The sequence below is a fragment of the Pseudomonas sp. P7759 genome (genome assembly GCF_013386445.1).
Taxonomy (GTDB): Bacteria; Pseudomonadota; Gammaproteobacteria; order Pseudomonadales; family Pseudomonadaceae; genus Aquipseudomonas; species Aquipseudomonas azotoformans_A.
This window is the reverse complement of the sequence record NZ_JACART010000020.1, coordinates 80,495-104,556: the sequence shown is the minus strand read 5'-3', so window position 1 is coordinate 104,556 and position 24,062 is coordinate 80,495. Positions and strand designations below refer to the sequence as shown.

Annotated in this window: 25 protein-coding genes; 10 read left to right on the top strand and 15 right to left on the bottom strand. The window is 61.9% G+C overall.

The genetic code is table 11. The features are described 5' to 3' along the window. Positions 1 to 94: 94 nt before the first annotated feature. Positions 95 to 535, bottom strand: a complete 441-nt coding sequence (locus HX823_RS17505; RefSeq protein ID WP_177075728.1) for a heme-binding protein — start codon at positions 533 to 535, stop codon at positions 95 to 97. Between the two features lie 256 nt (positions 536 to 791). Between HX823_RS17505 and gcl the strand changes: the two genes are divergently transcribed. From gcl to HX823_RS17465, 8 genes are all read left to right on the top strand, one after another. Then, a complete protein-coding gene (gene gcl, locus HX823_RS17500; protein ID WP_028615702.1) occupies positions 792 to 2,567 on the top strand; it encodes a glyoxylate carboligase in 1,776 nt (591 codons plus the stop codon). A gap of 10 nt (positions 2,568 to 2,577) precedes the next feature. Then, complete coding sequence (gene hyi / locus HX823_RS17495) at positions 2,578 to 3,360, top strand: hydroxypyruvate isomerase (RefSeq protein WP_177075726.1); 783 nt, start codon at positions 2,578 to 2,580, stop codon at positions 3,358 to 3,360. 15 nt (positions 3,361 to 3,375) lie between these two features. After that, a complete protein-coding gene (locus HX823_RS17490) occupies positions 3,376 to 4,266 on the top strand; it encodes a 2-hydroxy-3-oxopropionate reductase (protein WP_038841592.1) in 891 nt (296 codons plus the stop codon). 191 nt (positions 4,267 to 4,457) lie between these two features. Further along, positions 4,458 to 5,738, top strand: a complete 1,281-nt coding sequence (locus tag HX823_RS17485) for a glycerate kinase (protein ID WP_033897621.1) — start codon at positions 4,458 to 4,460, stop codon at positions 5,736 to 5,738. Further along, entirely contained in the window at positions 5,728 to 7,143 is a 1,416-nt protein-coding gene (gene pyk, locus HX823_RS17480) for a pyruvate kinase (RefSeq protein WP_016979579.1), read from the top strand. Before HX823_RS17485 ends, pyk begins: the two co-directional genes overlap by 11 nt. 130 nt (positions 7,144 to 7,273) lie before the next feature. Then, a complete protein-coding gene (locus HX823_RS17475; protein ID WP_177075724.1) occupies positions 7,274 to 8,149 on the top strand; it encodes an urea transporter in 876 nt (291 codons plus the stop codon). A 31-nt stretch (positions 8,150 to 8,180) separates the two neighbouring features. Further along, positions 8,181 to 9,005: an ion transporter gene (locus HX823_RS17470; RefSeq protein ID WP_177075722.1), complete on the top strand. Its 825-nt coding sequence runs from the start codon at positions 8,181 to 8,183 to the stop codon at positions 9,003 to 9,005. A gap of 105 nt (positions 9,006 to 9,110) precedes the next feature. Beyond that, complete coding sequence (locus HX823_RS17465) at positions 9,111 to 10,115, top strand: sulfate ABC transporter substrate-binding protein (RefSeq protein WP_016979582.1); 1,005 nt, start codon at positions 9,111 to 9,113, stop codon at positions 10,113 to 10,115. 41 nt (positions 10,116 to 10,156) lie between these two features. On the opposite strand, the gene HX823_RS17460 is transcribed toward HX823_RS17465, so the two are convergent. Together HX823_RS17460 and HX823_RS17455 are read right to left on the bottom strand one after the other, a co-directional pair. After that, a complete protein-coding gene (locus tag HX823_RS17460) occupies positions 10,157 to 11,518 on the bottom strand; it encodes a hypothetical protein (RefSeq protein ID WP_177075720.1) in 1,362 nt (453 codons plus the stop codon). A gap of 125 nt (positions 11,519 to 11,643) precedes the next feature. After that, a complete protein-coding gene (locus tag HX823_RS17455; RefSeq protein ID WP_177075718.1) occupies positions 11,644 to 12,258 on the bottom strand; it encodes a DUF5666 domain-containing protein in 615 nt (204 codons plus the stop codon). Positions 12,259 to 12,429: 171 nt separating this feature from the next. On the opposite strand from HX823_RS17455, the gene HX823_RS17450 reads away from it, so the two are divergent. Beyond that, the gene (locus HX823_RS17450; RefSeq protein ID WP_038845865.1) at positions 12,430 to 13,626 is read left to right on the top strand and encodes an MFS transporter; all 1,197 of its coding nucleotides are present in this window, start codon (positions 12,430 to 12,432) and stop codon (positions 13,624 to 13,626) included. A gap of 8 nt (positions 13,627 to 13,634) precedes the next feature. Here the strand turns inward: HX823_RS17450 and HX823_RS17445 are convergent, their stop codons facing one another. The 3 genes from HX823_RS17445 to HX823_RS17435 form a co-directional block, all read right to left on the bottom strand. Further along, on the bottom strand, positions 13,635 to 15,182 hold the full coding sequence (locus HX823_RS17445; protein ID WP_038845863.1) for a M10 family metallopeptidase C-terminal domain-containing protein: 1,548 nt from the start codon (positions 15,180 to 15,182) through the stop codon (positions 13,635 to 13,637). Positions 15,183 to 15,487: 305 nt separating this feature from the next. Further along, positions 15,488 to 15,892, bottom strand: a complete 405-nt coding sequence (locus tag HX823_RS17440; RefSeq protein ID WP_033897613.1) for a type II toxin-antitoxin system HicB family antitoxin — start codon at positions 15,890 to 15,892, stop codon at positions 15,488 to 15,490. An 11-nt stretch (positions 15,893 to 15,903) separates the two neighbouring features. After that, entirely contained in the window at positions 15,904 to 16,092 is a 189-nt protein-coding gene (locus tag HX823_RS17435) for a type II toxin-antitoxin system HicA family toxin (RefSeq protein ID WP_016978508.1), read from the bottom strand. A gap of 191 nt (positions 16,093 to 16,283) precedes the next feature. On the opposite strand from HX823_RS17435, the gene HX823_RS17430 reads away from it, so the two are divergent. Continuing rightward, positions 16,284 to 17,165, top strand: coding sequence for a LysR family transcriptional regulator (locus HX823_RS17430; protein WP_177075716.1), 882 nt, complete (start codon positions 16,284 to 16,286; stop codon positions 17,163 to 17,165). Positions 17,166 to 17,187: 22 nt separating this feature from the next. Here the strand turns inward: HX823_RS17430 and phnP are convergent, their stop codons facing one another. Genes phnP through phnG form a run of 9 tightly spaced genes read right to left on the bottom strand, consistent with a single transcriptional unit; the run spans position 17,188 to position 24,062 of the window. Then, complete coding sequence (gene phnP / locus HX823_RS17425) at positions 17,188 to 17,937, bottom strand: phosphonate metabolism protein PhnP (RefSeq protein WP_177075714.1); 750 nt, start codon at positions 17,935 to 17,937, stop codon at positions 17,188 to 17,190. Continuing rightward, on the bottom strand, positions 17,928 to 18,500 hold the full coding sequence (gene phnN / locus HX823_RS17420; RefSeq protein ID WP_038845859.1) for a phosphonate metabolism protein/1,5-bisphosphokinase (PRPP-forming) PhnN: 573 nt from the start codon (positions 18,498 to 18,500) through the stop codon (positions 17,928 to 17,930). The genes phnP and phnN overlap by 10 nt, the downstream gene beginning before the upstream one ends. Continuing rightward, on the bottom strand, positions 18,500 to 19,645 hold the full coding sequence (locus HX823_RS17415) for an alpha-D-ribose 1-methylphosphonate 5-triphosphate diphosphatase (RefSeq protein WP_061435888.1): 1,146 nt from the start codon (positions 19,643 to 19,645) through the stop codon (positions 18,500 to 18,502). The genes phnN and HX823_RS17415 overlap by 1 nt, the downstream gene beginning before the upstream one ends. Then, complete coding sequence (gene phnL / locus HX823_RS17410; protein ID WP_177075712.1) at positions 19,635 to 20,357, bottom strand: phosphonate C-P lyase system protein PhnL; 723 nt, start codon at positions 20,355 to 20,357, stop codon at positions 19,635 to 19,637. Before phnL ends, HX823_RS17415 begins: the two co-directional genes overlap by 11 nt. After that, a complete protein-coding gene (gene phnK, locus HX823_RS17405) occupies positions 20,354 to 21,163 on the bottom strand; it encodes a phosphonate C-P lyase system protein PhnK (protein WP_161630236.1) in 810 nt (269 codons plus the stop codon). Before phnK ends, phnL begins: the two co-directional genes overlap by 4 nt. After that, complete coding sequence (locus tag HX823_RS17400) at positions 21,124 to 21,966, bottom strand: alpha-D-ribose 1-methylphosphonate 5-phosphate C-P-lyase PhnJ (RefSeq protein WP_177075710.1); 843 nt, start codon at positions 21,964 to 21,966, stop codon at positions 21,124 to 21,126. The genes phnK and HX823_RS17400 overlap by 40 nt, the downstream gene beginning before the upstream one ends. Further along, the gene (locus HX823_RS17395; protein WP_177075708.1) at positions 21,959 to 23,035 is read right to left on the bottom strand and encodes a carbon-phosphorus lyase complex subunit PhnI; all 1,077 of its coding nucleotides are present in this window, start codon (positions 23,033 to 23,035) and stop codon (positions 21,959 to 21,961) included. Before HX823_RS17395 ends, HX823_RS17400 begins: the two co-directional genes overlap by 8 nt. Beyond that, positions 23,035 to 23,625 (bottom strand): phosphonate C-P lyase system protein PhnH, encoded by a 591-nt coding sequence (phnH, locus tag HX823_RS17390; RefSeq protein ID WP_038845855.1) that lies wholly within the window; start codon positions 23,623 to 23,625, stop codon positions 23,035 to 23,037. The genes HX823_RS17395 and phnH overlap by 1 nt, the downstream gene beginning before the upstream one ends. Continuing rightward, a complete protein-coding gene (gene phnG, locus HX823_RS17385; RefSeq protein ID WP_061435880.1) occupies positions 23,625 to 24,062 on the bottom strand; it encodes a phosphonate C-P lyase system protein PhnG in 438 nt (145 codons plus the stop codon). The genes phnH and phnG overlap by 1 nt, the downstream gene beginning before the upstream one ends.

Sequence of the window (24,062 nt, the reverse complement as noted above, 5' to 3'; positions counted from 1 at the left end):
CCCGCTCCCACACTTGATCGAGTTCCAGCATGAGAATGCGGTTCAATGTGGGAGCGGGCTTGCTCGCGAAGGGGGCAGAAAAATCAGCAAAAAACTAGGCAGACACCCCCGCATCCGCCATCAACCCCACCCCTTCGATCGCCGTGATCGCACACTGCTCATCAATGTCCGACGTATCCCCGCTGATCCCGATCGCCCCCAGCACCGCGCCTTCCTGATTTCGAATCAATACCCCACCCGGCGCAGGCACCACGCTGCCCTGCCCCAGGCTGTTCAGCGCCGCGATAAACGCCGGCCGTTGCTGCGCGTCCAGTGCCAGCAGGCGTGAGCCCTTGCCCAGGGCAATTGCACCCCAGGCCTTGCCGATGGCGATTTGCGGGCGCAGCAGGCTGGCGCCGTCTTCGCGTTGCAGGGTGATCAAGTGACCGCCGCTGTCGAGCACGGCGATGGTCAGCGGTGCAGCGGAAATGGTGCGCCCTGCACTGAGGGCCTGGCTGGCCAGTTGGGTGGCGAGTTTCAAGGTTAAAGCGCTCATGGTGCCGTCCTTCTTTTGTTATTGGGAAAGCGATGGAGGTCTGAATGATCAGATGCTCGATCAAACAAATAGAACACAATGACTTTTGATTTTGTATACAATATTTTCGCACAAAGGCTCCATACGTCGAAAAAAGCGGTTCCGGCGAACGCGAAGGCCAGTTTATAAAATGCATTGACCTATGCCGCTCGCCGTGAATACACTTTGACCAGACACCACTTGTATACAATTACAAAACGCAAGAGGCACCAATATCATGAGCAAAATGAGAGCAATCGAAGCCGCTGTCCTGGTGATGCGTCGCGAAGGTGTGGACACCGCCTTCGGTATCCCAGGCGCCGCAATCAACCCGCTGTATTCGGCCTTGCAGAAAGTGGGTGGCATCGATCACGTCCTTGCTCGCCACGTTGAAGGCGCCTCCCACATGGCCGAGGGCTACACCCGCACCAAGGCCGGCAATATCGGCGTGTGCATCGGCACCTCGGGCCCGGCAGGCACTGACATGGTCACCGGCCTGTACAGCGCCTCGGCCGACTCGATCCCGATCCTGTGCATCACCGGTCAAGCGCCCCGCGCCCGGATGCACAAGGAAGACTTCCAGGCCGTGGACATCACCAGCATCGTCAAGCCGGTGACCAAGTGGGCAACCACCGTCCTGGAACCGGGCCAAGTGCCGTACGCCTTCCAGAAAGCCTTCTATGAAATGCGCTCCGGCCGCCCAGGCCCGGTGTTGATCGACCTGCCGTTCGACGTGCAGATGGCCGAGATCGAATTCGACATCGACGCCTACCAACCGCTGCCTCTGGCCAAGCCACTGGCCACCCGCGTGCAGGTGGAAAAAGCCCTGGCGCTGCTGGACCAGGCCGAACGCCCACTGCTGGTGAGCGGTGGCGGCGTGATCAATGCCGACGCCAGCGAGTTGCTGGTGGAATTTGCTGAACTGACTGGCATTCCGGTGATCCCGACCCTGATGGGCTGGGGCACCATTGCGGACGATCACCCACAGATGGTTGGCATGGTCGGCCTGCAGACGTCCCACCGTTATGGCAACGCAACGATGCTCAAGTCGGACGTGGTGCTGGGCATCGGTAACCGTTGGGCCAACCGCCACACCGGTTCGGTCGAGGTGTACACCGAAGGCCGCAAATTCATCCACGTCGACATCGAGCCGACCCAGATTGGCCGCGTCTTCACCCCGGACCTGGGTATCGTGTCCGACGCCGGTTCCGCGCTGACTATGTTCATTGAAGTGGCCCGCGAGTGGAAAGCTGCCGGCAAACTCAAGGACCGCAGCGCCTGGCTCAATGACTGCCAGCAACGCAAAGCCACCCTGCACCGCAAGACTCACTTCGACAACGTGCCGGTCAAGCCACAGCGGGTGTATGAAGAAATGAACCAGGTGTTCGGCAAAGACACCTGCTACGTCAGCACCATCGGCCTGTCGCAGATTGCCGGCGCGCAGTTCCTGCACGTGTACAAGCCACGCCACTGGATCAACTGCGGCCAGGCCGGCCCGTTGGGTTGGACCATTCCCGCCGCCCTCGGCGTGGTCAAGGCCGACCCGAGCCGCAAAGTGGTGGCGTTGTCCGGCGACTACGACTTCCAGTTCATGATCGAAGAACTGGCGGTGGGCGCGCAGTTCAAGCTGCCGTACATCCACGTGGTGGTGAACAACTCCTACCTCGGCCTGATCCGCCAGGCCCAGCGCGGGTTTGAAATGGACTACTGCGTGCAGCTGTCCTTCGACAACCTCAATGCGCCGGAACTCAATGGCTATGGCGTAGACCACGTGGCCGTCGCCGAAGGCCTGGGTTGCAAGGCCCTGCGCGTGTTCGAGCCAAGCCAGATCGCGCCGGCCCTGCGTCGCGCCGAGGAAATGATCGAAGAATTCAAGGTGCCGGTGATCGTTGAGATTATTCTGGAGCGCGTGACCAATATTTCCATGGGCACCGAGATCAACGCCGTCAACGAATTCGAAGATCTGGCACTGGTCGGCAACGATGCGCCGACTGCCATTTCCCTACTCGATTAAGGAGAACCTTATGCCGCGTTTCGCCGCCAACCTGTCCATGCTGTTTACCGAACAGGACTTTCTTGCCCGTTTCAAAGCGGCCGCCGACGCTGGCTTCCAAGGCGTCGAGTACCTGTTCCCCTATGAATTCAGCTCTGCCGAAATCAAGGCGCAACTCGACGCCCACGGCCTGACCCAGGTGCTGTTCAACCTGCCGGCCGGTGACTGGGCCAAGGGCGAACGCGGCCTGGCCTGCCACCCGGACCGGGTCGAAGAATTCCGTGCCGGGGTCAAGCTGGCTATCGCCTACGCCCAGGTGCTGGGCAATACCCAGATCAACTGCCTGGCGGGCATCCGGCCACACGGTGTTGACGACGAAACCCTGGAAAAAACCTTCGTCGCCAACCTCAAGTACGCCGCTGAAAAACTGCAAGCCGTGGGCATCAAGCTGGTGATGGAAGCGATCAACACCCGCGACATCCCAGGCTTCTACCTGAACAACACGGCGCAAGCCCTGTCGATTCGCGAACAGGTGGGCAGCGCCAACCTGTTCCTGCAGTACGACATCTATCACATGCAAATCATGGAAGGCGACCTGGCCCGCACCATGGCCGCTCACCTGGGTGAGATCAACCACATCCAGCTGGCGGACAACCCTGGGCGCAACGAGCCGGGCACCGGTGAGATCAACTACCGCTTCCTGTTCGAACATTTGGACCGCATCGGCTACACGGGTTGGGTCGGCTGTGAGTACAAGCCGTTGACCACCACCGAAGCGGGTTTGGGTTGGTTGAAGACCCACAACGCCATCTAAACAGAGGATTTCTTCATGGCTAAAATCGGATTTATCGGCACCGGCATCATGGGTCAACCCATGGCCGCCAACCTGCAGAAAGCAGGTCACCAACTGTTCCTCTCCGAGCACCACGGCAAGGCGCCGCAAGCGCTGATCGACGCTGGCGCGGTGGCCCTGGCCAACCCGCAGCAGGTTGCGCAGGAAGCCGAGTTCATCATCGTGATGGTGCCGGACACCCCGCAGGTCGACGACGTACTGTTCCGCAAAGACGGCGTCGCGGCCGGCCTGTCGCCGAACAAAGTGGTGATCGACATGAGTTCGATCTCCCCTACCGCCACCAAGGCGTTCGCCGCCAAGATCAACGAGACCGGCGCGCAGTACCTGGATGCCCCGGTGTCCGGTGGTGAAGTCGGCGCCAAGGCCGGCACTTTGAGCATCATGATCGGTGGCGAGCCACAGACCTTCGAACGCGCGCTGCCGCTGTTCCAGGCAATGGGCAAGAACATCACGTTGGTGGGTGGCAATGGCGATGGCCAGACCGCCAAGGTGGCCAACCAGATCATCGTGGCGCTGAACATCCAGGCGGTGGCGGAAGCGCTGCTGTTCGCCGCCAAGAACGGCGCCGACCCGGCCAAGGTGCGGGAAGCGTTGATGGGCGGATTTGCTTCGTCGAAAATCCTCGAAGTGCATGGCGAGCGCATGATCAAGGGCACTTTTGACCCGGGTTTCCGCATCAACCTGCACCAGAAGGACCTCAACCTGGCGCTGGCCGGTGCCAAGGAACTGGGGATCAACCTGCCGAACACCGCCGGTACGCAGCAGGTATTCAGTACGTGCACCGCGATTGGCGGCGGCAACTGGGACCACTCGGCGCTGATCAAAGGCCTGGAACATATGGCGAATTTCTCGATTCGCGAGAAGTAATACACGCCGCTCCTACCTTTGAAATGCGGTCGAATGTGGGAGCGGGCTTGCTCGCGAAAGCGGTGTATCCGTCAACATGGATGTTGGATGTCAGTCCGCATTCGCGAGCAAGCCCGCTCCCACATTTGATCGCATTCCAGTTCCTGAAATTGAAGCACCTCTAATAACAAAAAATCCCCGGGAGCCCGCTTATGTCGGTCGATCCGCAACATCTGCTTCGCGAGCTGTTTGCCACAGCCATCGACGCTGCCCACCCCCGGCAAGTCCTTGAACCCTACCTGCCCGCCGACCGCAGCGGCCGTGTGATCGTGATCGGCGCCGGCAAGGCCGCCGCCGCCATGGCGCTGGTCGTGGAAAACGTCTGGCAGGGCGAAGTCACCGGCCTGGTCGTCACCCGTTACGGCCACGGCGCGCCCTGCAAGAAAATCGAAGTGGTCGAGGCCGCACACCCGGTGCCCGACGCTGCCGGCCTGGCCGTGGCCGAGCGCGTATTGGCACTGATCAGCAACCTGACGGAAGACGACCGCGTGATCTTCCTGCTGTCCGGCGGTGGCTCTGCGCTGCTGGCGTTGCCCGCAGAAGGCATCACCCTGGCCGATAAACAGGCCATCAACAAAGCCCTGCTCAAGTCCGGCGCGACCATTGGCGAGATGAATTGCGTGCGCAAGCACCTCTCGGCCATCAAGGGCGGCCGACTGGCGAAAGCCGCATGGCCCGCCACGGTCTACACCTACGCGATTTCCGATGTGCCCGGCGACCAGGCCACGGTGATTGCCTCCGGCCCCACGGTCGGTGACCCGAGCACGTCGCAACAGGCGCTGGCGATTCTCAAGCGTTACAACATCGACGCCCCCGCCTCGGTACGCAGCTGGTTGCAGAACCCGGCCTCGGAAACCGTCAAGCCCGGCGACCCGGTACTCGCCCGCAGCCACTTCCAATTGATCGCCCGCCCCCAGCAATCCCTGGAAGCGGTGGCGGTAAAAGTCCGCCAGGCCGGTTTCAGCCCGTTGATCCTCGGCGACCTCGAAGGCGAAGCACGGGACGTGGCCAAGGTACACGCCGGTATCGCCCGGCAGATCGTGCAACACGGCCAGCCCTTGGCGGCGCCGTGCGTGATCCTCTCCGGCGGCGAAACCACCGTGACCGTGCGCGGCAATGGCCGTGGCGGGCGCAATGCGGAATTCCTGTTGAGCCTCACCGACAGCCTCAAGGGCCTGCCCGGCGTGTACGCGCTGGCCGGTGACACCGACGGCATCGACGGCTCGGAAGACAACGCCGGCGCCATCATGACGCCGTGCAGTTATTCGCGCGCCGAAGCCCTCGGGCTGTCGGCCAGCGATGAGCTGGATAACAACAACGGCTACGGCTATTTCGCTGCCCTCGACGGTTTGATCATCACCGAGCCCACGCGCACCAACGTCAACGACTTCCGCGCCATCCTGATCCTTGAGACTGCCAAACATGACGCCTGACAAGAAGGTCAAAATCCTCGCCACCCTGGGCCCGGCCACCGACGGTATCGATGACATCCGAGAGCTGGTGGAAGCCGGGGTGAACATCTTCCGGCTCAATTTCAGCCACGGCGACCACGCCGACCATGCCCAGCGCTACCAATGGATTCGCCAGGTCGAGCGCCAGCTGAATTACCCACTGGGCATCCTCATGGACCTGCAAGGGCCGAAACTGCGCGTCGGACGCTTTGCCGAGGGCAAGGTGCAACTGGTGCGCGGCCAGGCGTTGCGCCTGGACCTGGATGAAACACCAGGCGACCAGCGTCGGGTCAACCTGCCCCACCCGGAAATCATCGCGGCGCTGGAACCCGGTATGGATCTGCTGCTGGACGATGGCAAGCTGCGCCTGCGGGTCATCACCAAACATGCCGACGCCATCGACACCACCGTGCTCAATGGCGGTGAATTGTCTGATCGCAAAGGCGTGAACGTCCCACAAGCCCTGTTGGAACTCAGCCCATTGACCGCCAAGGATCGGCGCGATTTGAGCTTCGGCCTGGAGCTGGGCGTGGATTGGGTGGCGCTGTCGTTCGTGCAACGCCCGGAAGACATTCGCGAAGCCCGCGAGCTGATCGGCGACAAGGCGTTCCTGATGGCCAAGATCGAGAAACCCTCGGCCGTGCAGCGCCTGCAGGAAATCGCCGAACTGAGCGACGCGATCATGGTGGCCAGAGGCGACCTGGGCGTGGAAGTGCCGGCCGAGAGCGTGCCGCAGATCCAGAAGGACATCATCAGCACCTGCCGCCAACTGGGTAAACCTGTGGTGGTGGCGACGCAGATGCTGGAGTCGATGCGCTTCTCACCGGCGCCAACCCGTGCCGAAGTCACCGATGTCGCCAATGCCGTGGCCGAAGGTGCGGACGCGGTGATGCTGTCGGCGGAAACCGCGTCCGGCGAATACCCGCTGGAAGCCGTACAGATGATGAGCAAGATCATCCGCCAGGTGGAAAACGGCCCGGATTACCAGGCGCAACTGGATGTCAGCCGACCCAAGGCGGATGCCACGGTGTCGGACGCCATCAGCTGTGCGATCCGCCGCATCAGCAGCATCCTGCCGGTGGCGGTGCTGGTGAACTACAGCGAGTCGGGCAGCTCCAGCCTGCGCGCGGCGCGGGAACGGCCGGTGGCGCCAATCCTCAACCTCACGCCCAACCTGTCCACGGCCCGACGGTTGAGCGTGGCGTGGGGTGTGCATTCGGTGGTCAATGATCGGCTGCGCCAGGTGGATGAGGTCTGTTCCACGGCGCTGGAGATCGCCCAGGCACAGGGCATGGCGGAGCGTGGGGATACATTGGTGATTACGGCGGGGGTGCCGTTCGGGCAGCCGGGGTCGACCAACTCTTTGCGTATAGAGACTTTGATCTAGCGCCTGTAAGGGCCTCTTCGCGAGCAAGCCCGCTCCCACATTTCGATCACGGTTCGACATGACGACTCGGTCAAATGTGGGAGCGGGCTTGCTCGCGAAGGGGACAACTCGGTCTCACTGACTAACCACCATGCACAACCCCACCTGCCCCGACTGGGCCGAAGCCCTGCTCAACGGCTTCAGCCAGATCTTCCTGCAACGCCAGCCACTGTGCGGCCTGCTGTGCCTGCTGGCGATCCTGATCGGCGCGCCGACCTTATTGGGCGGTGCGTTGCTGGGTGGCGTGGCGGGATTGCTCACGGCCCAGCGTCGCGGTTATCCCAAGACCGAGCGCCAGGCCGGGCTGTATAGCTATAACGGCGTGCTGCTGGGTTTGTTGATCAGCCAGCACTTTGCCTGGTCGGCCTTACTGCCGCCGCTGATCCTGGCGTGCGCCGGCTTGAGCGCGATCCTGACCCGGCAATGGTTGAAACGCGCCAGTCAGCCCAACGACTTGCCCGCCTACACCGCGCCTTTTGTCGGCCTGGGTTGGTTGCTGCTGGGCACGGTGCCGGAGAGCACTTTTGCCCTGAGCGAACCCGACACCTTGGCCGTCCTTACCGCGCCTTTAACCGGACTCGCGCAAATCATGTTGTTGGACCAGCCCGTATCAGGCGCGCTGATTGCGCTGGGCCTGTGGCTGGCCAACCGTCGCGCCGCCACTTGGGCCTTGATCGGCGCCAGTGTCGGCGTGCTGATCGCGCTGTGGCTGGACGAACCCGCCAGCGCCCTCCTCGGCCTGCACAGCTACAACCCGGCGCTGGCTGCCGTGGCGTTGAGCCAGGTACGTCGCCAGCCCTGGCAGCCGCTGCTCGGCATCCTGTTGGCGATCATCCTCACACCGGGTTTTGCCGCCCTGCACCTGCCTGCGCTGACCGCGCCGTTCATCCTCGCCTGTTGGCTGGTGCGTGCAGGCGCTCGGGTGCTGCGCAAACCCTGCATGGACAGCCCCTTCGAATCCCCCTAGGCTTGCTCGATATCAGTTTCAGGCGGGATTTATGGACAGCAACAACGACTGGCGCCAGCGGCTCTACGTCATGATTTTCCAGAGTGATACCAGGGCCGGGCGACGGTTTGACGGCATCCTGCTGCTAATCATCCTGGCCAGCCTGGTGATCGTGATGCTCGACAGCATCGACCAGATCCACCAGAACTACGCCGATGTACTGGCCTACATCGAGTGGGGCTTCACCCTCGTGTTCCTGATCGAGTACGGGTTGCGGCTGTATTGCTCGCCCAAGCCGTTGCGCTACGCCTTCAGTTTTTATGGGTTGGTGGACTTGCTGGCCATCGTGCCCGGCATCCTTGCGTTGTATTACAGCGATGCGCAGTACCTGTTGATCATCCGCATCATTCGGATGTTGCGGATCTTCCGCGTGCTCAAGCTCAGCCCGTACCTCAAGCAGGCCAACTACCTGATGGCGGCGCTACGAGGCAGCAAGCAGAAGATCGTGGTGTTCCTGGTCAGCGTGTGCACGCTGGTCACGGTGTTCGGCACCTTGATGTACGTGATCGAAGGCCCGGAGCACGGCTTTACCAGCATTCCGAAAGGCATCTACTGGGCCATCGTGACCCTGACCACCGTGGGCTTTGGCGATATCGTGCCGAAGACCCCGCTGGGCCAGGTGATTTCGTCACTGGTGATGATCACCGGTTACTCGATCATCGCCGTGCCCACCGGGATTTTCACCGCTGAACTGGCCAGTGCCATGCGTGGCGAACAGCTGCAAACCGACTGCCCGGTGTGCAAGAAGAACAGCCATGAACCGAATGCCGCCTTCTGCTCGCGGTGCGGGAGTAACCTTTTCCGTAAAGTGGAATAAGCAAAGTACGTTTTAATCTTTAAACGTCTATGCGCCGGCAGCTATAGTCGCTGGCATATTGCCCCTACTCAATCGACTACCTTCTCGAACAACAAGGAATGAGCAGTGAAAAAACTCGTTAGCGCCTCTCTCCTGGCCGCCGGCCTTGCCCTGGCGGGCGCCGTCCAGGCTGCCCCCGTCACACTGCTCAACGTCTCCTACGACGTGATGCGCGATTTCTACAAGGACTACAACGCCGCCTTCCAGAAACACTGGGAAGCCGAGCACCCGAACGACAAGCTGACCCTGCAGATGTCCTTCGGCGGTTCCAGCAAACAAGCGCGCTCGGTGATCGATGGCCTGCCGGCTGACGTGATCACCATGAACATGGCCACTGACATCAACGCCCTGGTCGACAATGGCAAGCTGGTGCCGGACAACTGGGTCACCCGCCTGCCGAACAACAGCGCGCCGTTCACCTCCGCCACCGTGTTCATCGTGCGCAAAGGCAACCCGAAAGCCCTGAAGGACTGGCCGGATCTGTTGAAAGACGGCGTGCAAGTGATCGTGCCCAACCCGAAAACCTCGGGTAACGGCCGCTACACCTACCTGTCGGCCTGGGGTTATGTGCTGAAGAACGGCGGCGACGAAAACAAGGCCAAGGCCTTTGTCGGCAAACTGTTCAAGCAGGCTCCGGTGCTGGATACCGGCGGCCGTGCGGCCACCACCACCTTCATGACCAACCAGATCGGCGACGTGCTGGTGACCTTCGAAAACGAAGCGGAAATGATCGCCCGTGAATTCGGCCGTGATCAGTTCGAAGTGATCTACCCAAGCGTTTCCGCCGAAGCCGAGCCGCCGGTGTCGGTGGTCGACAAGGTGGTCGAGAAGAAAGGCACCCGCGTGGCCGCTGAAGACTATTTGAAGTACCTGTGGTCGGCAGAAGGCCAGGAAATCGCAGCCAACAACTACCTGCGTCCACGTGACCCGAAAGTGCTGGCCAAGTACACCGACCGCTTCCCGAAAGTCGACTTCCTGTCGGTAGAGAAGACCTTTGGTGACTGGCGCACCGTGCAGAAGACTCACTTCAATGATGGTGGGGTGTTTGATCAGATCTACAGCGGGCAGTAATCCCTGAATCAGGTAAAAGCCCCTGAGTTCAGGGGCTTCTCCTACACACGGACACACCAAACACCGCCATTACCTTTTTCGGGGAAAGGCACGTCGATCTCCACTCCAGGCCTCTTCAGTTGCAGACGGCCAGACTGCTCCACCGGAAATTCATGAGCAGCGAAAGGCACCACCATAAACCCACCCTCTTCACCGCAAGACTTGCTGAGCATCAGGGCGACCGTCGCACCGTCGAACATGATGCGGCCTTCTGACGGTAAAAACTGCGCCCCGAAGTCCACGAAAAGCTCTCCCGACAACTGCTCCACTTGGTAGCTTGCGCCTAGGCTGACAGACCCCGCCACGGAGGCCATCGGAACCAGCAGATGCACAGTGTCTGGATGGTTCAACTGGGAAATGAGCGGGGCAATGATTGTTGCCAGGCGTTGATTGCGCTCACTTACCTCATCGGCGATCCGTTGATTTAGCGCTGCGTCCGGCACATCGACAATTTCCGATACAGAAGCCAATAAGGATTGGATTGGAGACTGGCCCTCGATGATCGCCTGCCACCCCTTCACGCCCTGCCGGTCAAGGAGATAGATGGCCAAGGCGCCCAATGCGTAGCTTTCGCCATCCAACGACAAGACTGCGGTACTCGGGAAGCGTGTCATCACGCTTCTGGCCCAAACTTCAGGTGTATCTGCGGCGGCACTCGCCAAGTGCCGGGCAAGCCCCTCAATGTATTCAGCGGTGCCTTCGACGATGTCGTAATAAAGGATCTCCTGGGCCTCGCTGGCAAACTCCGCCTGCCACCGGCCAAACCAGTAGCTCGCCCTGCCCAATGCGCCGACATCGCCCAACAGTGAAGCGTACAAGGTACTTATCAGTTGCTGACGGTATTGCCGAGGTAACACCTGTAGAGGAAAACGGTCGGAACGGGAGCCCGCAGGCAGTTGCCAATCTCTCTGCCCAAAAAAATGAAAAGCCTCATGGGTTGCCAACGCGAACAATTCAGGCACGGCGATGGGACGGCTGAGCATGTGATGCACTTCCTGCTCAGGCAATGCTTGGCCCAGCCCCATATAGACGGTAGGACGCTCGTCCCACGAGAGTTTCTGGAAAGTCTTGAAGTCCGATGACAGGCCAAGCGCTCGTACCGGCTCCACCGCAATCGACCGATGGCCTTTGGCATCAATCAGCCAGGCGGACGTGCCGTCGTAAACCAGAATTTGAGCCTCAGCATAGAAACCGGTCTGTTTCTTCAAGTGCTCCATCGTTGCCAACCTGGGCCACGCGGCCACGCTGGCGGCGGCCATACGCTCAACATAGGCCGCATTGCTGAACGTCGCGGGCTTCTGTGCAGCGACGTCAGCAATTCCCGGCATGAGCGCCCACAGTAGCAACATCTTGACCATCCGCATGGTGAGACTCCTGTCCTGATCCAGCCTGCAAGAGCGCAGGCATCGAATCTAGGACGGACAGGTCGGGCCGTCTTGCCAGCCAATTCCCATATCAGCGTCGGAATCGGCCTATTAGAACAACCCCGTCACATCGGCGGTGTCACGCCATCCTTACCGGCCGAAATCGCCTGGGCCGTAATCGTCCCATCCGCCCCCTGCACTGCAAACAACACCACCTTCACCCCCGCCTTGAGCAAACTGCGATCCCCCGGCTCCAGGTTGACGATCGGCACATCGTCCGGCACCACGATCTTCTGCTCGCCACCTTTGTACTTCACGGTCAAGGTGCGCCCGTTGCTCACCACCAGGTCGCCGACGGTGCCATTGGTCATGCTGCTGCCTTCTTTCAAGTCAAACGCGCGATGCCCGTCGCCCGTGCCGGCCATGGCCGGTGGGAAGACGTGCACTTCCAGTGCGGTCAAGGTGCCATCGGCGTTGGGCATGGCGGCGGAGCCAATGTAGCTGCCCGGCTTGATCTCATCGATCTTGGCCAGGGTGACCGCGCGCACCTGAGTGCTTGGGGTCAGGTGCACGATGACGTCTTCGCCGCTGTTGACCTTGACGTGCATCGCATCGCCTTCCATCGCCGTGATGGCCCCGCGCACGCCCACACGCGGGGCCTCGGCAGCCTGGGCCAGGCCTACGGCCATCGCAGCGGCCAGGGTGGAAGCCAGGAGCATCTTGTTCAACGTGATCTTCATGGGATTTCCTGTTTCGGCAGTTGTTTCTGAATGTATCATTACCCTTCGCGCAGAAAGTTAACGATTCACTCATCATTACCGGGCATGAGTGTTATCACTGCCAGCGGCCTACCCGGGCTACGGTGTTGTCTTTAGGCTCGCCCCACTTTCCTTCGCATTTATGAGAACACCATGAACGCTACGTCCCACGCCACAACCACCATGACCCGGAGCATGGTGATGCTGTTTGCGTTTTGCTGCGGCGCCATCGTTGCCAACATCTACTATGCCCAACCGATCATCGAGCTGATCGCGCCGGACATCGGCCTCACGCCCGCCATGGCCAGCCTGATCGTCTCCTTGACGCAGATCGGCTACGCCCTGGGCCTGTTTTTCCTGGTGCCGCTGGGCGATCTGCTGGAAAACCGCAAGCTGATGATCGCCACCACCGTACTGGCCATCGCCAGTCTGTTGGGTGCGGCGTTTACCGAGCAGCCGAATCTGTTCCTGTTGGTATCGCTGCTGATCGGTTTCAGTTCGGTGTCGGTGCAGATCCTGATCCCGCTGGCCGCGCACCTGGCACCCGCCGAGTCCCGTGGCCGCGTGGTCGGCAGCATCATGGGCGGCCTGTTGCTCGGCATCCTGCTGGCACGCCCCGTGTCCAGCGTGGTGGCGGACCACTTCGGCTGGCGCGCGATGTTTATGGCTGCAGCGGCGTTGATGGCGTTTATCAGTGTGGTGTTGCTGATCACCATCCCCAAGCGCCAGCCTGATCACAGTGCCACCTATGGGCAGTTGCTGCGCTCCCTCGGCACCTTGTTGCGTGAGCAGCCGGTGCTGCGCCAGCGGGCGTTTTATCAGGGTTGCATGTTCGCTACCTTCAGCTTGTTCTGGACCGCCGCACCACTGGAGCTGGCGCGTAACCACGGCTTGAGCCAGAGCGAGATCGCGCTGTTTGCCCTGGTCGGTGCGCTGGGCGCCATTGCCGCGCCCATCGCCGGCCGCCTGGCCGATGCCGGCCATACCCACCGCGCATCGTTGCTGGCCATGCTGTTTGCCGCGTTGAGCTTCCTGCCGGCCTTCGTGCACCCGTTGTATAGCGTGATCGGCCTGGCGGTGACCGGCGTGGTCCTGGACTTTTGCGTGCAGATGAACATGGTGCTTGGCCAACGCGCCATCTACGCCCTCGACGCCAACAGCCGTAGCCGCCTGAACGCGCTGTACATGACCAGCATCTTCATCGGCGGTGCCTTCGGCTCGGCGATTGCCAGCAGCGTGTATGAGCACGGCGGCTGGCTGGGTGTGATGCTGGTGGGCAGCGCGTTCCCCTTGATCGCGCTGCTGCGTTTCCTGAGTGCTTCACGCCCGGCTACGGTCGCCACTGCTTGAGGAGAGGTTCAAGACTGTTTTTTCTCCGCGGATGCTTGGCCGGCAGGCGACGCGAGCAGGCTCAGCAACTGCGAGAAAAAGGCCAGCAGAGTGATTGCGAACATCTGAATCAAGCCGGCAGCTTGCTCCTGTGTCTTATCCGTCAAAGGCGCGGGAGCGGGTGTCGGGACCGGAGGAGGCGGCGCCGGAGTGGGAGCAGGTGCTGGTGTAGGTTTAGGGACAGGTGCAGGCTGAACCTCCGGCGCTTGCCCCTCCGACAGCACATCCGTTGGCTTGATTTCGCCCTTGCTCTTGAGCAACAGGTCCGCCTTACCCGTGCCCTTCAGGTCAATCGCCAGGCTTGAGAGGCCCGTACTCGGATCATGCTTGATCACCGCCTCCCCGGCGCGACCACTGAACCGATCGGTGAACACCAATGCTCGCACACCCGCCTCCTTCAAGGCGCCCGACACGTCGACCTTATCCGTGCCGCTGGTGAAATCCTCGATCATGTCCGGGTCGGTCGGCGTGGAATCGCTGGCCTTGTCGTAGACAAAGGTGTCGGCGCCGCCACCGCCTCTCAGGGAATCGCCCTTCCCGCCGCCCTTGATGCGGTTTGCCGCCTCATTTCCCGAGATGTTGTCTCGCCCCGAGCCGCCAATCGCGTTTTCAATCGTGCAGCCCTTGGCAATGGACACATTGCCCTTCAACCCGCCCACATCAGAAAACGACTCGGCGTTCAGGTTGATGTTCTGGTCCTGGGAAAACCCGGAGAAATCCATCGTGTCGACACCACCACCGTCCCACACACAGAAGACAGGTTTGTCCGCAGCGCTTTTGAGGCTCATCGCCTCCCGCTCGGTATTGGAATTGAAGCCATAGGTGGTATCGGTTTTGCGGGTTTCATGATTGGCGCCGTAGAGGCGTTGAGCTGCCGCGATATCGTCCATCATCGGCGCGGAGGGGTTCTGCCCCTTGAAGTCATGCCCCTTCTGATTCTGCTCCGACCAATAACTCATCACCGTACGCGCCTTGGTGTCTTCGGCGTAGACCGCGCCGTTCTGGTAATCGAAACCGCGCCCGTTGTAGTTCCCCGGATGGTGCAGGCCGATGGCGTGGCCGACCTCATGAATGGCCGTTACCGAAAAGTGACTGCCCAATGTCGGTGACCCGCTCTCTCCCAGTGTGCCGATCGTGGCCGAAGTACTGGTATTAGAGCGGTCAGGGAATGTGGCGACCCCCCGATCACCGCGTGGGTTATTGCGGATGCTCAGCGCGCCGTCCGCCCCGCCCGCCTGCTCGCGAAAGTTGATATTGGCCACATCCTGCCAGGACTGCACTGCCTGGCGAACACGTCGTTGCTGCTGCTGGGTGAAACTGCCATCCACCGTGTAATTCACATCGACTTTCGAATCGCCGTTGCGGTCATGAAAGCGCAGGTTTTCTCGCGTGAGCTGTTTGGCGGCCTGGTCCGTTGTGTAAGAGGGCTTGTTGCCAGCCCCCACGCCAAATGGGCCGGGGTCCGATACCGGCAGGTTATTCAGAGGACTCCTACTGCGCAGGTCATAAGTATTCATTGTGCGACGCCTTTGGTTTCAATAAAGAGAGTCCGCCAACTGATTGTTAGCCAACGGGTCCAGAGGGAAACTCGCACGCTGAAAAATCCGACACCACCGTAAAGTTAATACCAGCCGAAACACCCGAACGCCCTGAAACACTGGGCGATACAGCCAAGAATTCCTTTGCAATTTAAACACTCGACAACACAAAGGCCCGGGCGGCATCGCGTTGTTTTGGCAACAGAAAAACAGAATCTAAAAAAAAACTGCCCGCTCAAGTACGCTGTTTTCCCACCGACTAGGACACACCCCTTAACCCTTCCTCAGGACCGCACCAGCTTCTCCAGCGCAGCGTCCGCCAGGAAGGAAGAGCGGCTCTTGACCTTGTGTTCACGCACATACCGGTCGATGCGCTGGATGACGTAACCAGGCAAAGTCACGTTGACCTTCTCGGTCTTGCCCAGGTAGGGCGTGATGTCCAGCTCCAACATCCCCCAACCCATGCCGGCGTAGTCTTCGTGCGCGTGATGGTTGGCTACCGACGTCGGCATCGGAATCGGGCCGCCTTCTGCGGCAATCTCTTGCAGCATGATGTGCGCGATTTCCACTGCGGCGTTGTAAGCCTCTTCAAAACTGTCCCCGGCGGTGACCGCACCTGGGATATCGGGGATCTGGATACCGGTGGCGGTGAAGTCATCGCCCCATTCGATACAGATTGGGTATTGCATGAACGTTCTCCTTAAAACTGAAACAAGCCGGCGCGTTTCCTGATGCTTCTGACGGTGCCCAGCGGCAGGTCCTTCTTGGGATGCGGCACAGGGATGGTGTACGGGCTATAGCGGTGGGTAAAAATATGATGACTGCCCGTGACCCGATCCAGCACCCAGCCCGCCTCTTGCAGTTCCTTGATCAATAACCTGCTTTGCACCCGAGCCTCCTTGGCTTGGCCTGAATAAAAATAACCCTAGAGTTACCTTTACTCAAGCACAAAATACGCAGGTCTGACTGACGGCTGTTTTACTGGATATTGAAAACCCACCCGTTCGACATTGGAAACGCATGACACACCCGGGTCATCGCCTTAGGCTTGAACGCCGCCAAGCCCGACAGGAGCCACCGATGGACCGCCTCACCGCTATGGAAACCTTCGTCCACGTCGTCGAAACCGGGTCGTTCTCCGCAGCTGCCAAACGCCTGGGCATCGGCCAGCCCGCCGTGTCCAAGAGCATTGCGCAACTGGAGGCGCGCCTTGCCGTGCGGCTGGTGATGCGCTCCACACGGGGCCTGACCCCCACCGAGGCGGGCTTGGTGTACTTCGAACGGGCCAAGCGGGCTATCGATGAAGCCAACGCAGCCGACGAGGCCGCCCGTGGCGCCAGCGCCGGATTGACGGGCAACCTGCGGGTCAGCGCCGGCGTGACGTTCTCCCGCATGCGGATCATTCCTAACCTGGGCCCCTTCCTGGACCAACATCCAGGCCTGAACATCGACGTGTTGCTCGACGACCGACTCCTGAACCTGGTTGAGGACGGCATCGACGTCGCCCTGCGTATCGGCAACCTGAGTGATTCTGGCCTCACTGCTCGCCGGCTCGGCCAAAGTCCGTGCCGGGTGTTCGGTACACCGGCCTACTTCGAACGTTTCGGCGAGCCACAGAGCCCGGCGGATATCCTCAACCACCAGGCCGTGATCTACAGCCTCGGGGAAAGCCCGCTCTGGCCCTTCAAACAAGGCCTTCACGAACACACCATCGCCGCTCAAGGACGCTTGCGCGTCACCTCTTCCGAAGGCTTGCGCGCAGGTGTGCTCGCCCACCAAGGCCTGGCGATGACGTCCGAATGGATGTTCTCGCCGGAATTGGCCAGGGGTGAGGTGAAGCCCGTATTGACCGATTGGGAACTCCCGCCAAAGGACCTGTGGGCGGTATTGCCGACGGGGCGAATGCCGAGTGCCAAGGCAAAGGCATTTATCGAATACGTTGAAGGGTTATTGAGGAAGTAACGTTCTGTGCAACCGTAGGCGTTCAGATAATCCGGCCATCCCAGCCGACCGTGACACGCCGTGGCAACTCGCGCCGATGCTCCAGCAACCACGCATCCAACGTATGCCCCACATGGGTCAACACCCCCCGTTGCGCGCCAGTTTCCTCGATACTCTGCAACGCCAACGTCAGGTCATTGTGATTGCGCGGCGCTTGCGGCTGCGGCGGCATGGAGCAATCCAGTACCAGCACATCCAGGGGTTCGCGTTGCAGCCAGGCTAATGTTGCCGGCGGGAGGCCGACCGTGTCGGTGAGGTAGGCGATGCGCCGCCCCTCGCCTTCCAGCAGGTAACCCAGGGTCAGTTTGGAATGCTGCAACGGCAACGCCGTGACGCTCAACTCGCCAAATTGGCGTGTTTCAAACTCGGCAAAAGGCTGGCTGAAATCGAGAATGCCCGGATGCTTATACAAGTCCGACAACCCCTCCGGATCCGCCGGGCCATGCACCGGAATCACCAACCCTTGCCCCCAGCGCAGGTGTAGCAAACCCTGGGCGTGATCAGCGTGATAGTGGGTCTGGAAAATCCCGTTGAAGCTGCGCGGTGGGAAGCGTTCGGTGAGGTCAGGCAAACCGCTGTCGATCAGCCAGCGTTGGTCGCCGCATTCGATCAGCGCACTGCACGGGCGGCGGCGCAGGCTTGCGTCGCTGCGCGCCAGACCGCACGCCGGGCATTCGCAGCCGTACACCGGGACTTGCCGCGCGTCACCGGTGCCGAGCAGCGTCAGGCGCATGCCGAGTGTCCGTGGTCGAGGCAGCAGAGCAGGCGCTCGACCGTATGCTCGAGCGGCCCGGAGTTGTCCAGCACGAACAACCCCGCCCCATGCCCCGCGATCAACTCAGCGGTGAACCGCGTATTGCGTGCCAGGCGCTCCTCGATTTCCGCCAACGCCTCACGCCCGCGCGCGATCAAGCGCTGGCGCAACACCGCCTGGTCCACCGTCAACAGCAACACCAGCGACGTCGGATAACGCGCGCGGGTCTGTGCCAGGTGCGCACGGGAGCCGTTGACCAGCACGTCGTCACCCGCCGCCAACCACGCGTCGATCTCCTTGGGAATGCCATAGGACAAACCGTTCGCCTGCCAGCTGAGGGCAAAGGCGCCCTCGGCCTGCAGCGCGGCGAACTGCTCCGGGCTGACCCCTTGCGCGGCCTCGCCCACCGCTTCCGCCGAACGGGTGATAACACGGCGCACGATGCGGCAACCGCGCTCGGCCAACCGTGGGCGTGCGGCATCCAGCAGGCTGTCCTTGCCCGAGCCGGACGGCCCGATGAGATAGATCAACCTGCCTGCCATCAAAACACCCTCTTCGCTTGTCGCCATACTTGTTGCACCACCGGCAGCCCTTCGCGGCTGCGGGCCTGGACCAGGTCCGCGCGCAGGCCAATGGCGATTTCGCCGCGATCACTCAGGCCCGCGGCTTTTGCCGGCGCCAGGCTGATCATCTTGACCGCTCGCGACAGGTCGCCGCCGTCCTGCTGGTCGGCCAGCACGAAGGCCGCCTGCAACAGGCTGGCCGGGTAATAGTCGCTGGAAAGTATATCCAGCAATCCCTCGGCCGCCAGGCCGGCGGCGGCCACATTACCCGAGTGCGACCCACCGCGCACCACGTTCGGCGCGCCCATCAACACTTTCATGTCCAGCGCCTGGCAGCCCTTCGCCGCTTCCAGCGTGGTGGGAAATTCCGCGATGGTCATGCCGTAGCGCGCCGACTCTTGCACGTGGGCCAATGTCGCATCGTCGTGGCTGGCGACGGACAGTCCGCGCGCCAGGCAATGCTCGACGATGGCGGCGCGATAACGGTCGCTATACGCCAGTGAGTTGGCCTTTTGCAACACGATGAACGCGTCCATGGTTTCGTCGTTCAGGTGGTACTTGCCCATGTAGTACTCACGGTACTTGGATTCAAGCACGAACTGGCGCTGGCCCGGCGAATGGTCCATCACCGACACCAGTTGCACCAGCGGGTTTTCCACCAGGTCGCGGAACACGCTGAGGGTGTCCGGGTGGCACAACTCGCAGCGCAGGTGCAGGTGGTGCTCGGCGCGGGTCAGGCCGGCACCTTCTGCCTGGGCGATGGCATCAAGCATCGCCGGCAGCTTTTTCATGCGGTTGCCCTTGGGGTTCACGTCGCCGATGGACACCGCGTCGAACACCGTGGTGATACCCGCCGCGATGATCTGCGCATCGTGGCTGAGCACGGCCGAGGTCGACGGCCAGTCCACGCCGGGGCGCGGGGTCATGTGTTTTTCCAAATTGTCGGTGTGCAGCTCCACCAGGCCAGGTAACAGGAAATCACCGCCCAGGTCCTGGGCCTGGGGCAACTGGCTGCGCCCTTCGGCGAGGTCGACGATCTTGCCGTCGCGCAGCACCACCGAGCCCAGGAACATGCGATCAGCCGTGACAATCTGGGCATTACTGAGGATCTGTTCAGCGGGCATGGGCGTATTCCTCTTGGGCAACAGGCGTGGGGGTCATGTCGAAATGGCGGTCGGCAACCGCTTTACGAGCGGCGCGGTCGTGGAAGATGCCGATCAGCGCCGCGCCGGCGGCCTTGGCTTCGTTCATCAACTCCAGCACCACCTGGCGGTTGTTGTCGTCCAGGGACGCGGTGGGCTCATCCAGCAGCATCACCGGCCAGCCCACCATGAAGCCGCGGGCGATGTTGACGCGCTGTTGCTCGCCCCCGGAGAAGGTGCCAGGCGCCAGCTGCCACAGGCGTTGCGGGATATTCAGGCGGGTCAGCAGGTGTTCGGCACGCGACTGCGCATTGGCCTTGGACCAGCCACGGGCCAACGCCGGCTCCATCACCACGTCCAGGCACGCCACGCGGGGGATTACCCGCAGGAATTGGCTGACGTAGCCGAGGGTTTGCTGACGCACCTGCAAGATGTCACGCGGCTCGGCGCCGACCAGTTCCAGCCACGCGCCCGCATGCTGCACGCGAATGCTGCCGCCCGCCGGCAGATAGTTGCCGTAGAGGGTACGCAACAAGGTGCTTTTACCGGCGCCGGACTGGCCGTGCAGCACCAGGCATTCACCGCCCTGCATACTGAACTCGACGCCGCGCAGCACGTTGAGCACCACGCCATGTTGCTGATGCAGGGTGAAGGTTTTCGAGAGGTCACGGACCTCGATCAAGGCATTTGTCATGGCTGCAATACCGAAGACACCAGCAGTTGAGAGTAAGGGTGCTGTGGATCGTCGAGGATCTGGTCGGTGAGCCCGGTTTCCACCACACGGGAGCGACGCATCACCATCAGGCGGTCGGCCAACAGGCGCGCGACGGCCAGGTCGTGGGTGACGATCACCACCGCCAAATCCAGCTCACGCACCAGCCCGCGCAGCAGGTCGAGCAGGCGCGCTTGCACCGACACATCGAGACCGCCGGTGGGTTCGTCCATGAATACAAGACGCGGGCTGGAGACGAGGTTGCGGGCGATTTGCAGGCGCTGCTGCATGCCGCCGGAAAAGGTGCGCGGCAAGTCATCAATGCGCTGCGGGTCGATTTCCACCTGGCTCAGCCAATCGAGACCGGCACCGCGCAGCTGCTCGTAATTGCGCACACCCTGGGCCATCAGGCGCTCGCCGATATTGGCACCGGCCGACACGCCCATGCGCAAACCGTCGCGGGGGTTCTGCTCGACAAAGCCCCACTCGGTACGCAGCAAGGTGCGGCGCTCGGCTTCGCTGGCGCTGTACAAATCCAGCCATTCGCCGTCCTTGCTGCGGTAGCCGATGCTCCCCGCTTGCGGCGGCAGGCGCCCGCTCAACAGCGAGAGCAAGGTGGACTTGCCCGAGCCGGACTCGCCAACGATGCCCAGCACTTCGCCGGGGTAAAGATCGAAGCTCACTCCCTGGCAGCCCTTCTCCGGGCCGTACAAAAGGGACAGGTCACGCACTTGCAATAACGGCTGGCTCACTGGTTGTTCTCCTTGACGCGTTGCGCGCAATACCAGGTGTCGGAACAGACAAAACTCTGGGTGCCCGCATCGTCCAGAATCAGCTCATCGAGGAACGATTCACGGCTGCCGCAGATGGCGCAGTTGTGCTCCCACTTCTGCACTTCGAAGGGGTGGTCTTCAAAGTCCAGGCTGGTGACCTGGGTGTACGGCGGCACCGCGTACAGGCGCTTCTCGCGACCGGCGCCGAACAGCATCAGCGCCGGGCTCATGTCGAGTTTCGGGTTGTCGAATTTGGGGATCGGCGACGGGTCCATCACATAGCGCTCGTCGACCATCACCGGGTAGGCGTAGCTGGTGGCGATATGGCCGAAGGTGGCAATGTCTTCGTAAAGCTTCACGTGCATCACCCCGTAATCATTCAGGGCGTGCATGGTGCGAGTCTCGGTTTCCGACGGTTCGATAAAGCGCAGCGGTTCGGGGATCGGCACCTGGTAGACCATGATCTGGTCGGCCTGCAACGGCGTTTCCGGGATGCGGTGACGGGTCTGGATCACCGTCGCGTGCGGCGTGGCTTCGGTGGTGGCGACACCTGCGGTGCGCGCAAAAAAGCGGCGGATCGACACGGCGTTGGTGGTGTCGTCGGCGCCTTGGTCGATGACTTTAAGCACATCGTCCGCACCGAGGATCGCAGCGGTCAATTGCATGCCGCCGGTGCCCCAGCCGTAAGGCAACGGCATCTCGCGGCCACCGAACGGCACTTGGTAACCGGGGATCGCCACGGCCTTGAGCAAGGCGCGGCGGATCATGCGCTTGGTCTGTTCGTCGAGGTAGGCGAAGTTGTAGGCGGCGTCATTCATGGCTCGGGCCCTCGGCCGGTTGGCGCAGTTTGCGGATCAGTTCCAGTTCGGACTGGAAGTCCACGTAGTGCGGTAATTTGAGGTGCGAGACAAAACCGGCCGCCTCGACGTTGTCGCAGTGGGCCAGTACGAATTCTTCACGCTGGGCCGGTGAGACGATCTCTTCGTTGTATTCGCCCGCGCGCAGCGAGCGATCCACCAGCGCCATGCCCATGGCCTTGCGCTCGGCATGCCCGAAGGCCAACCCGTAGCCGCGAGTGAACTGCGCCAGCTCCGTGGCGGAGCCGACGAACTGGTTGACCATCTCGCACTCGGTGACTTCGATGCTGCCCAGGCAGATGGGAAAGCCCAGCTCTGGCGGGTCGATCCACACCTCGACGTCGCCGATGCGAATCTCGCCGGCAAATGGGTGGTTGCGGCCGTAGCCACGCTGGGTCGAGTAGCCCAGCGCCAACAGGAAACCTTCATCGCCACGGGCCAGGGCTTGCAGGCGCTCGGCGCGGCTGGCCGGGTATTCCAGCGGGTCGCGGGTGATATCGGCGACGCTGGCGTTGTCGTCGGTTTCAGTCTTGATCAGGCCTTCTTTGGCAAGCAGGCCGAGCACCCGTGGGCAGGCTTCGATGCGCGCATCGGGCGCGGTTTGCGGGCCGGGGTATTCACCTTCGGCCAGCAGCGAAAAATCCAGCAGGCGATGGGTGTAATCGAAAGTCGGGCCAAGCAACTGGCCGCCGGGCACGTCCTTGAAGGTGGCGGACAAGCGACGGCTCAACGACATCTGCGCAGTGTCGATCGGCAAGCTCGGGCTGAAGCGCGGCAGCGTGGTGCGGTAGGCGCGCAGCAGGAAGATCGCTTCCACCAGGTCCCCCGCCGCTTGCTTGATCGCCAGCGCGGCGAGTTCTTCGTCGAACAGCGAACCCTCGGTCATCACCCGCGCCACGGCCAGGGGCAGTTGCTCGCGGATTTGCCTCACGTTCAGTTCCGGAATCGCGGTATCGCCCCGGCGTTTTTTCGCCAGCAGGCGGTGGGCATTGTCGATGGCCTGTTCGCCACCCTTGACGGCTACGTACATCAGGCACGCTCCTCTGCGACACGGCTGCTGCGCGGCAGGCCGATCAGGTGATGGCCGGCGGCAAACAGCACGTCCAGGCCACGGGGGAAGGCTTCGCGACGCTGGCGCTCCAGCCAGAACGCTTGCGGCACGGGCACCTGCACCTGGCGCTGGGCCTTGATGCCCGGACCGCGCCAGAGCAGGCCGCGACCGGATTCCAGGTCGGTGAGCTGCACAAGCAGGGTGCAGGACTGGTCGGGGTAACGGTCATTGCCGTGATCGAAGCCGCTGAGGTCGAGCAAATCTTGCTCACCGAGCAAGGCGAACACCGCGTCTTCACGGTTCGCCGTCAACGGGCAACCACAGTGGAACGCCAGGTTGGCGCGGATCAGCGGCGTGTCGAAGCTCGGCGCCAGCCACAGCGGCGTGTCCCCATCCAGCATCGCCAGGCACAGGGCATAGGTGGCGGGCGCCAGGCCATCGAGGCGCGGCGCGCAGGGCAGGTGCTGGATCAAACCGGGTTCGGCCAAGGCTTTGAGGGCGGCGCGAAAACCGCGCTGGGCGTCCAGGACCGGGTCGACAAAGGCCGGTTGCAACAGTTGCGCATTCATCAGTTTTCTCCTCGAACCAACGTGAAGAACTCGACCTTGGTGGCGGCGGTGTCGGCTTCTTTTTTCGCGCGTCGAGCGGCCTGTGTATTGGCCAGCGCGGTGATCAAATCGCTGAGCCAAAGACTTGGCTGCGTGCCTTGTAAGTGGGCATCGGCCAGGGCCGCTAACTCGGCATGGGCCTTGTCGCGCCCGGCCAGGTAGCTGTAGCCGGTGCGGCCATCGGCCAGGCGCACCACGCAGCGGGTCACGCTCATTTCGCCGACGTTGAACGGCGCGCCACTGCCGCCCATGCGGCCGCGCACCAGGGTCATGCCGATTTCCGGGGCGCGGATCAGTTGGTATTCCGCGTCTTTCAACGCGGCTTCGTGAGGTTGCAGTTCACTGAGTTGGGCGCGGGCGAGCACACCAATCCAATGCTGACGCGGGGACAGATTCAT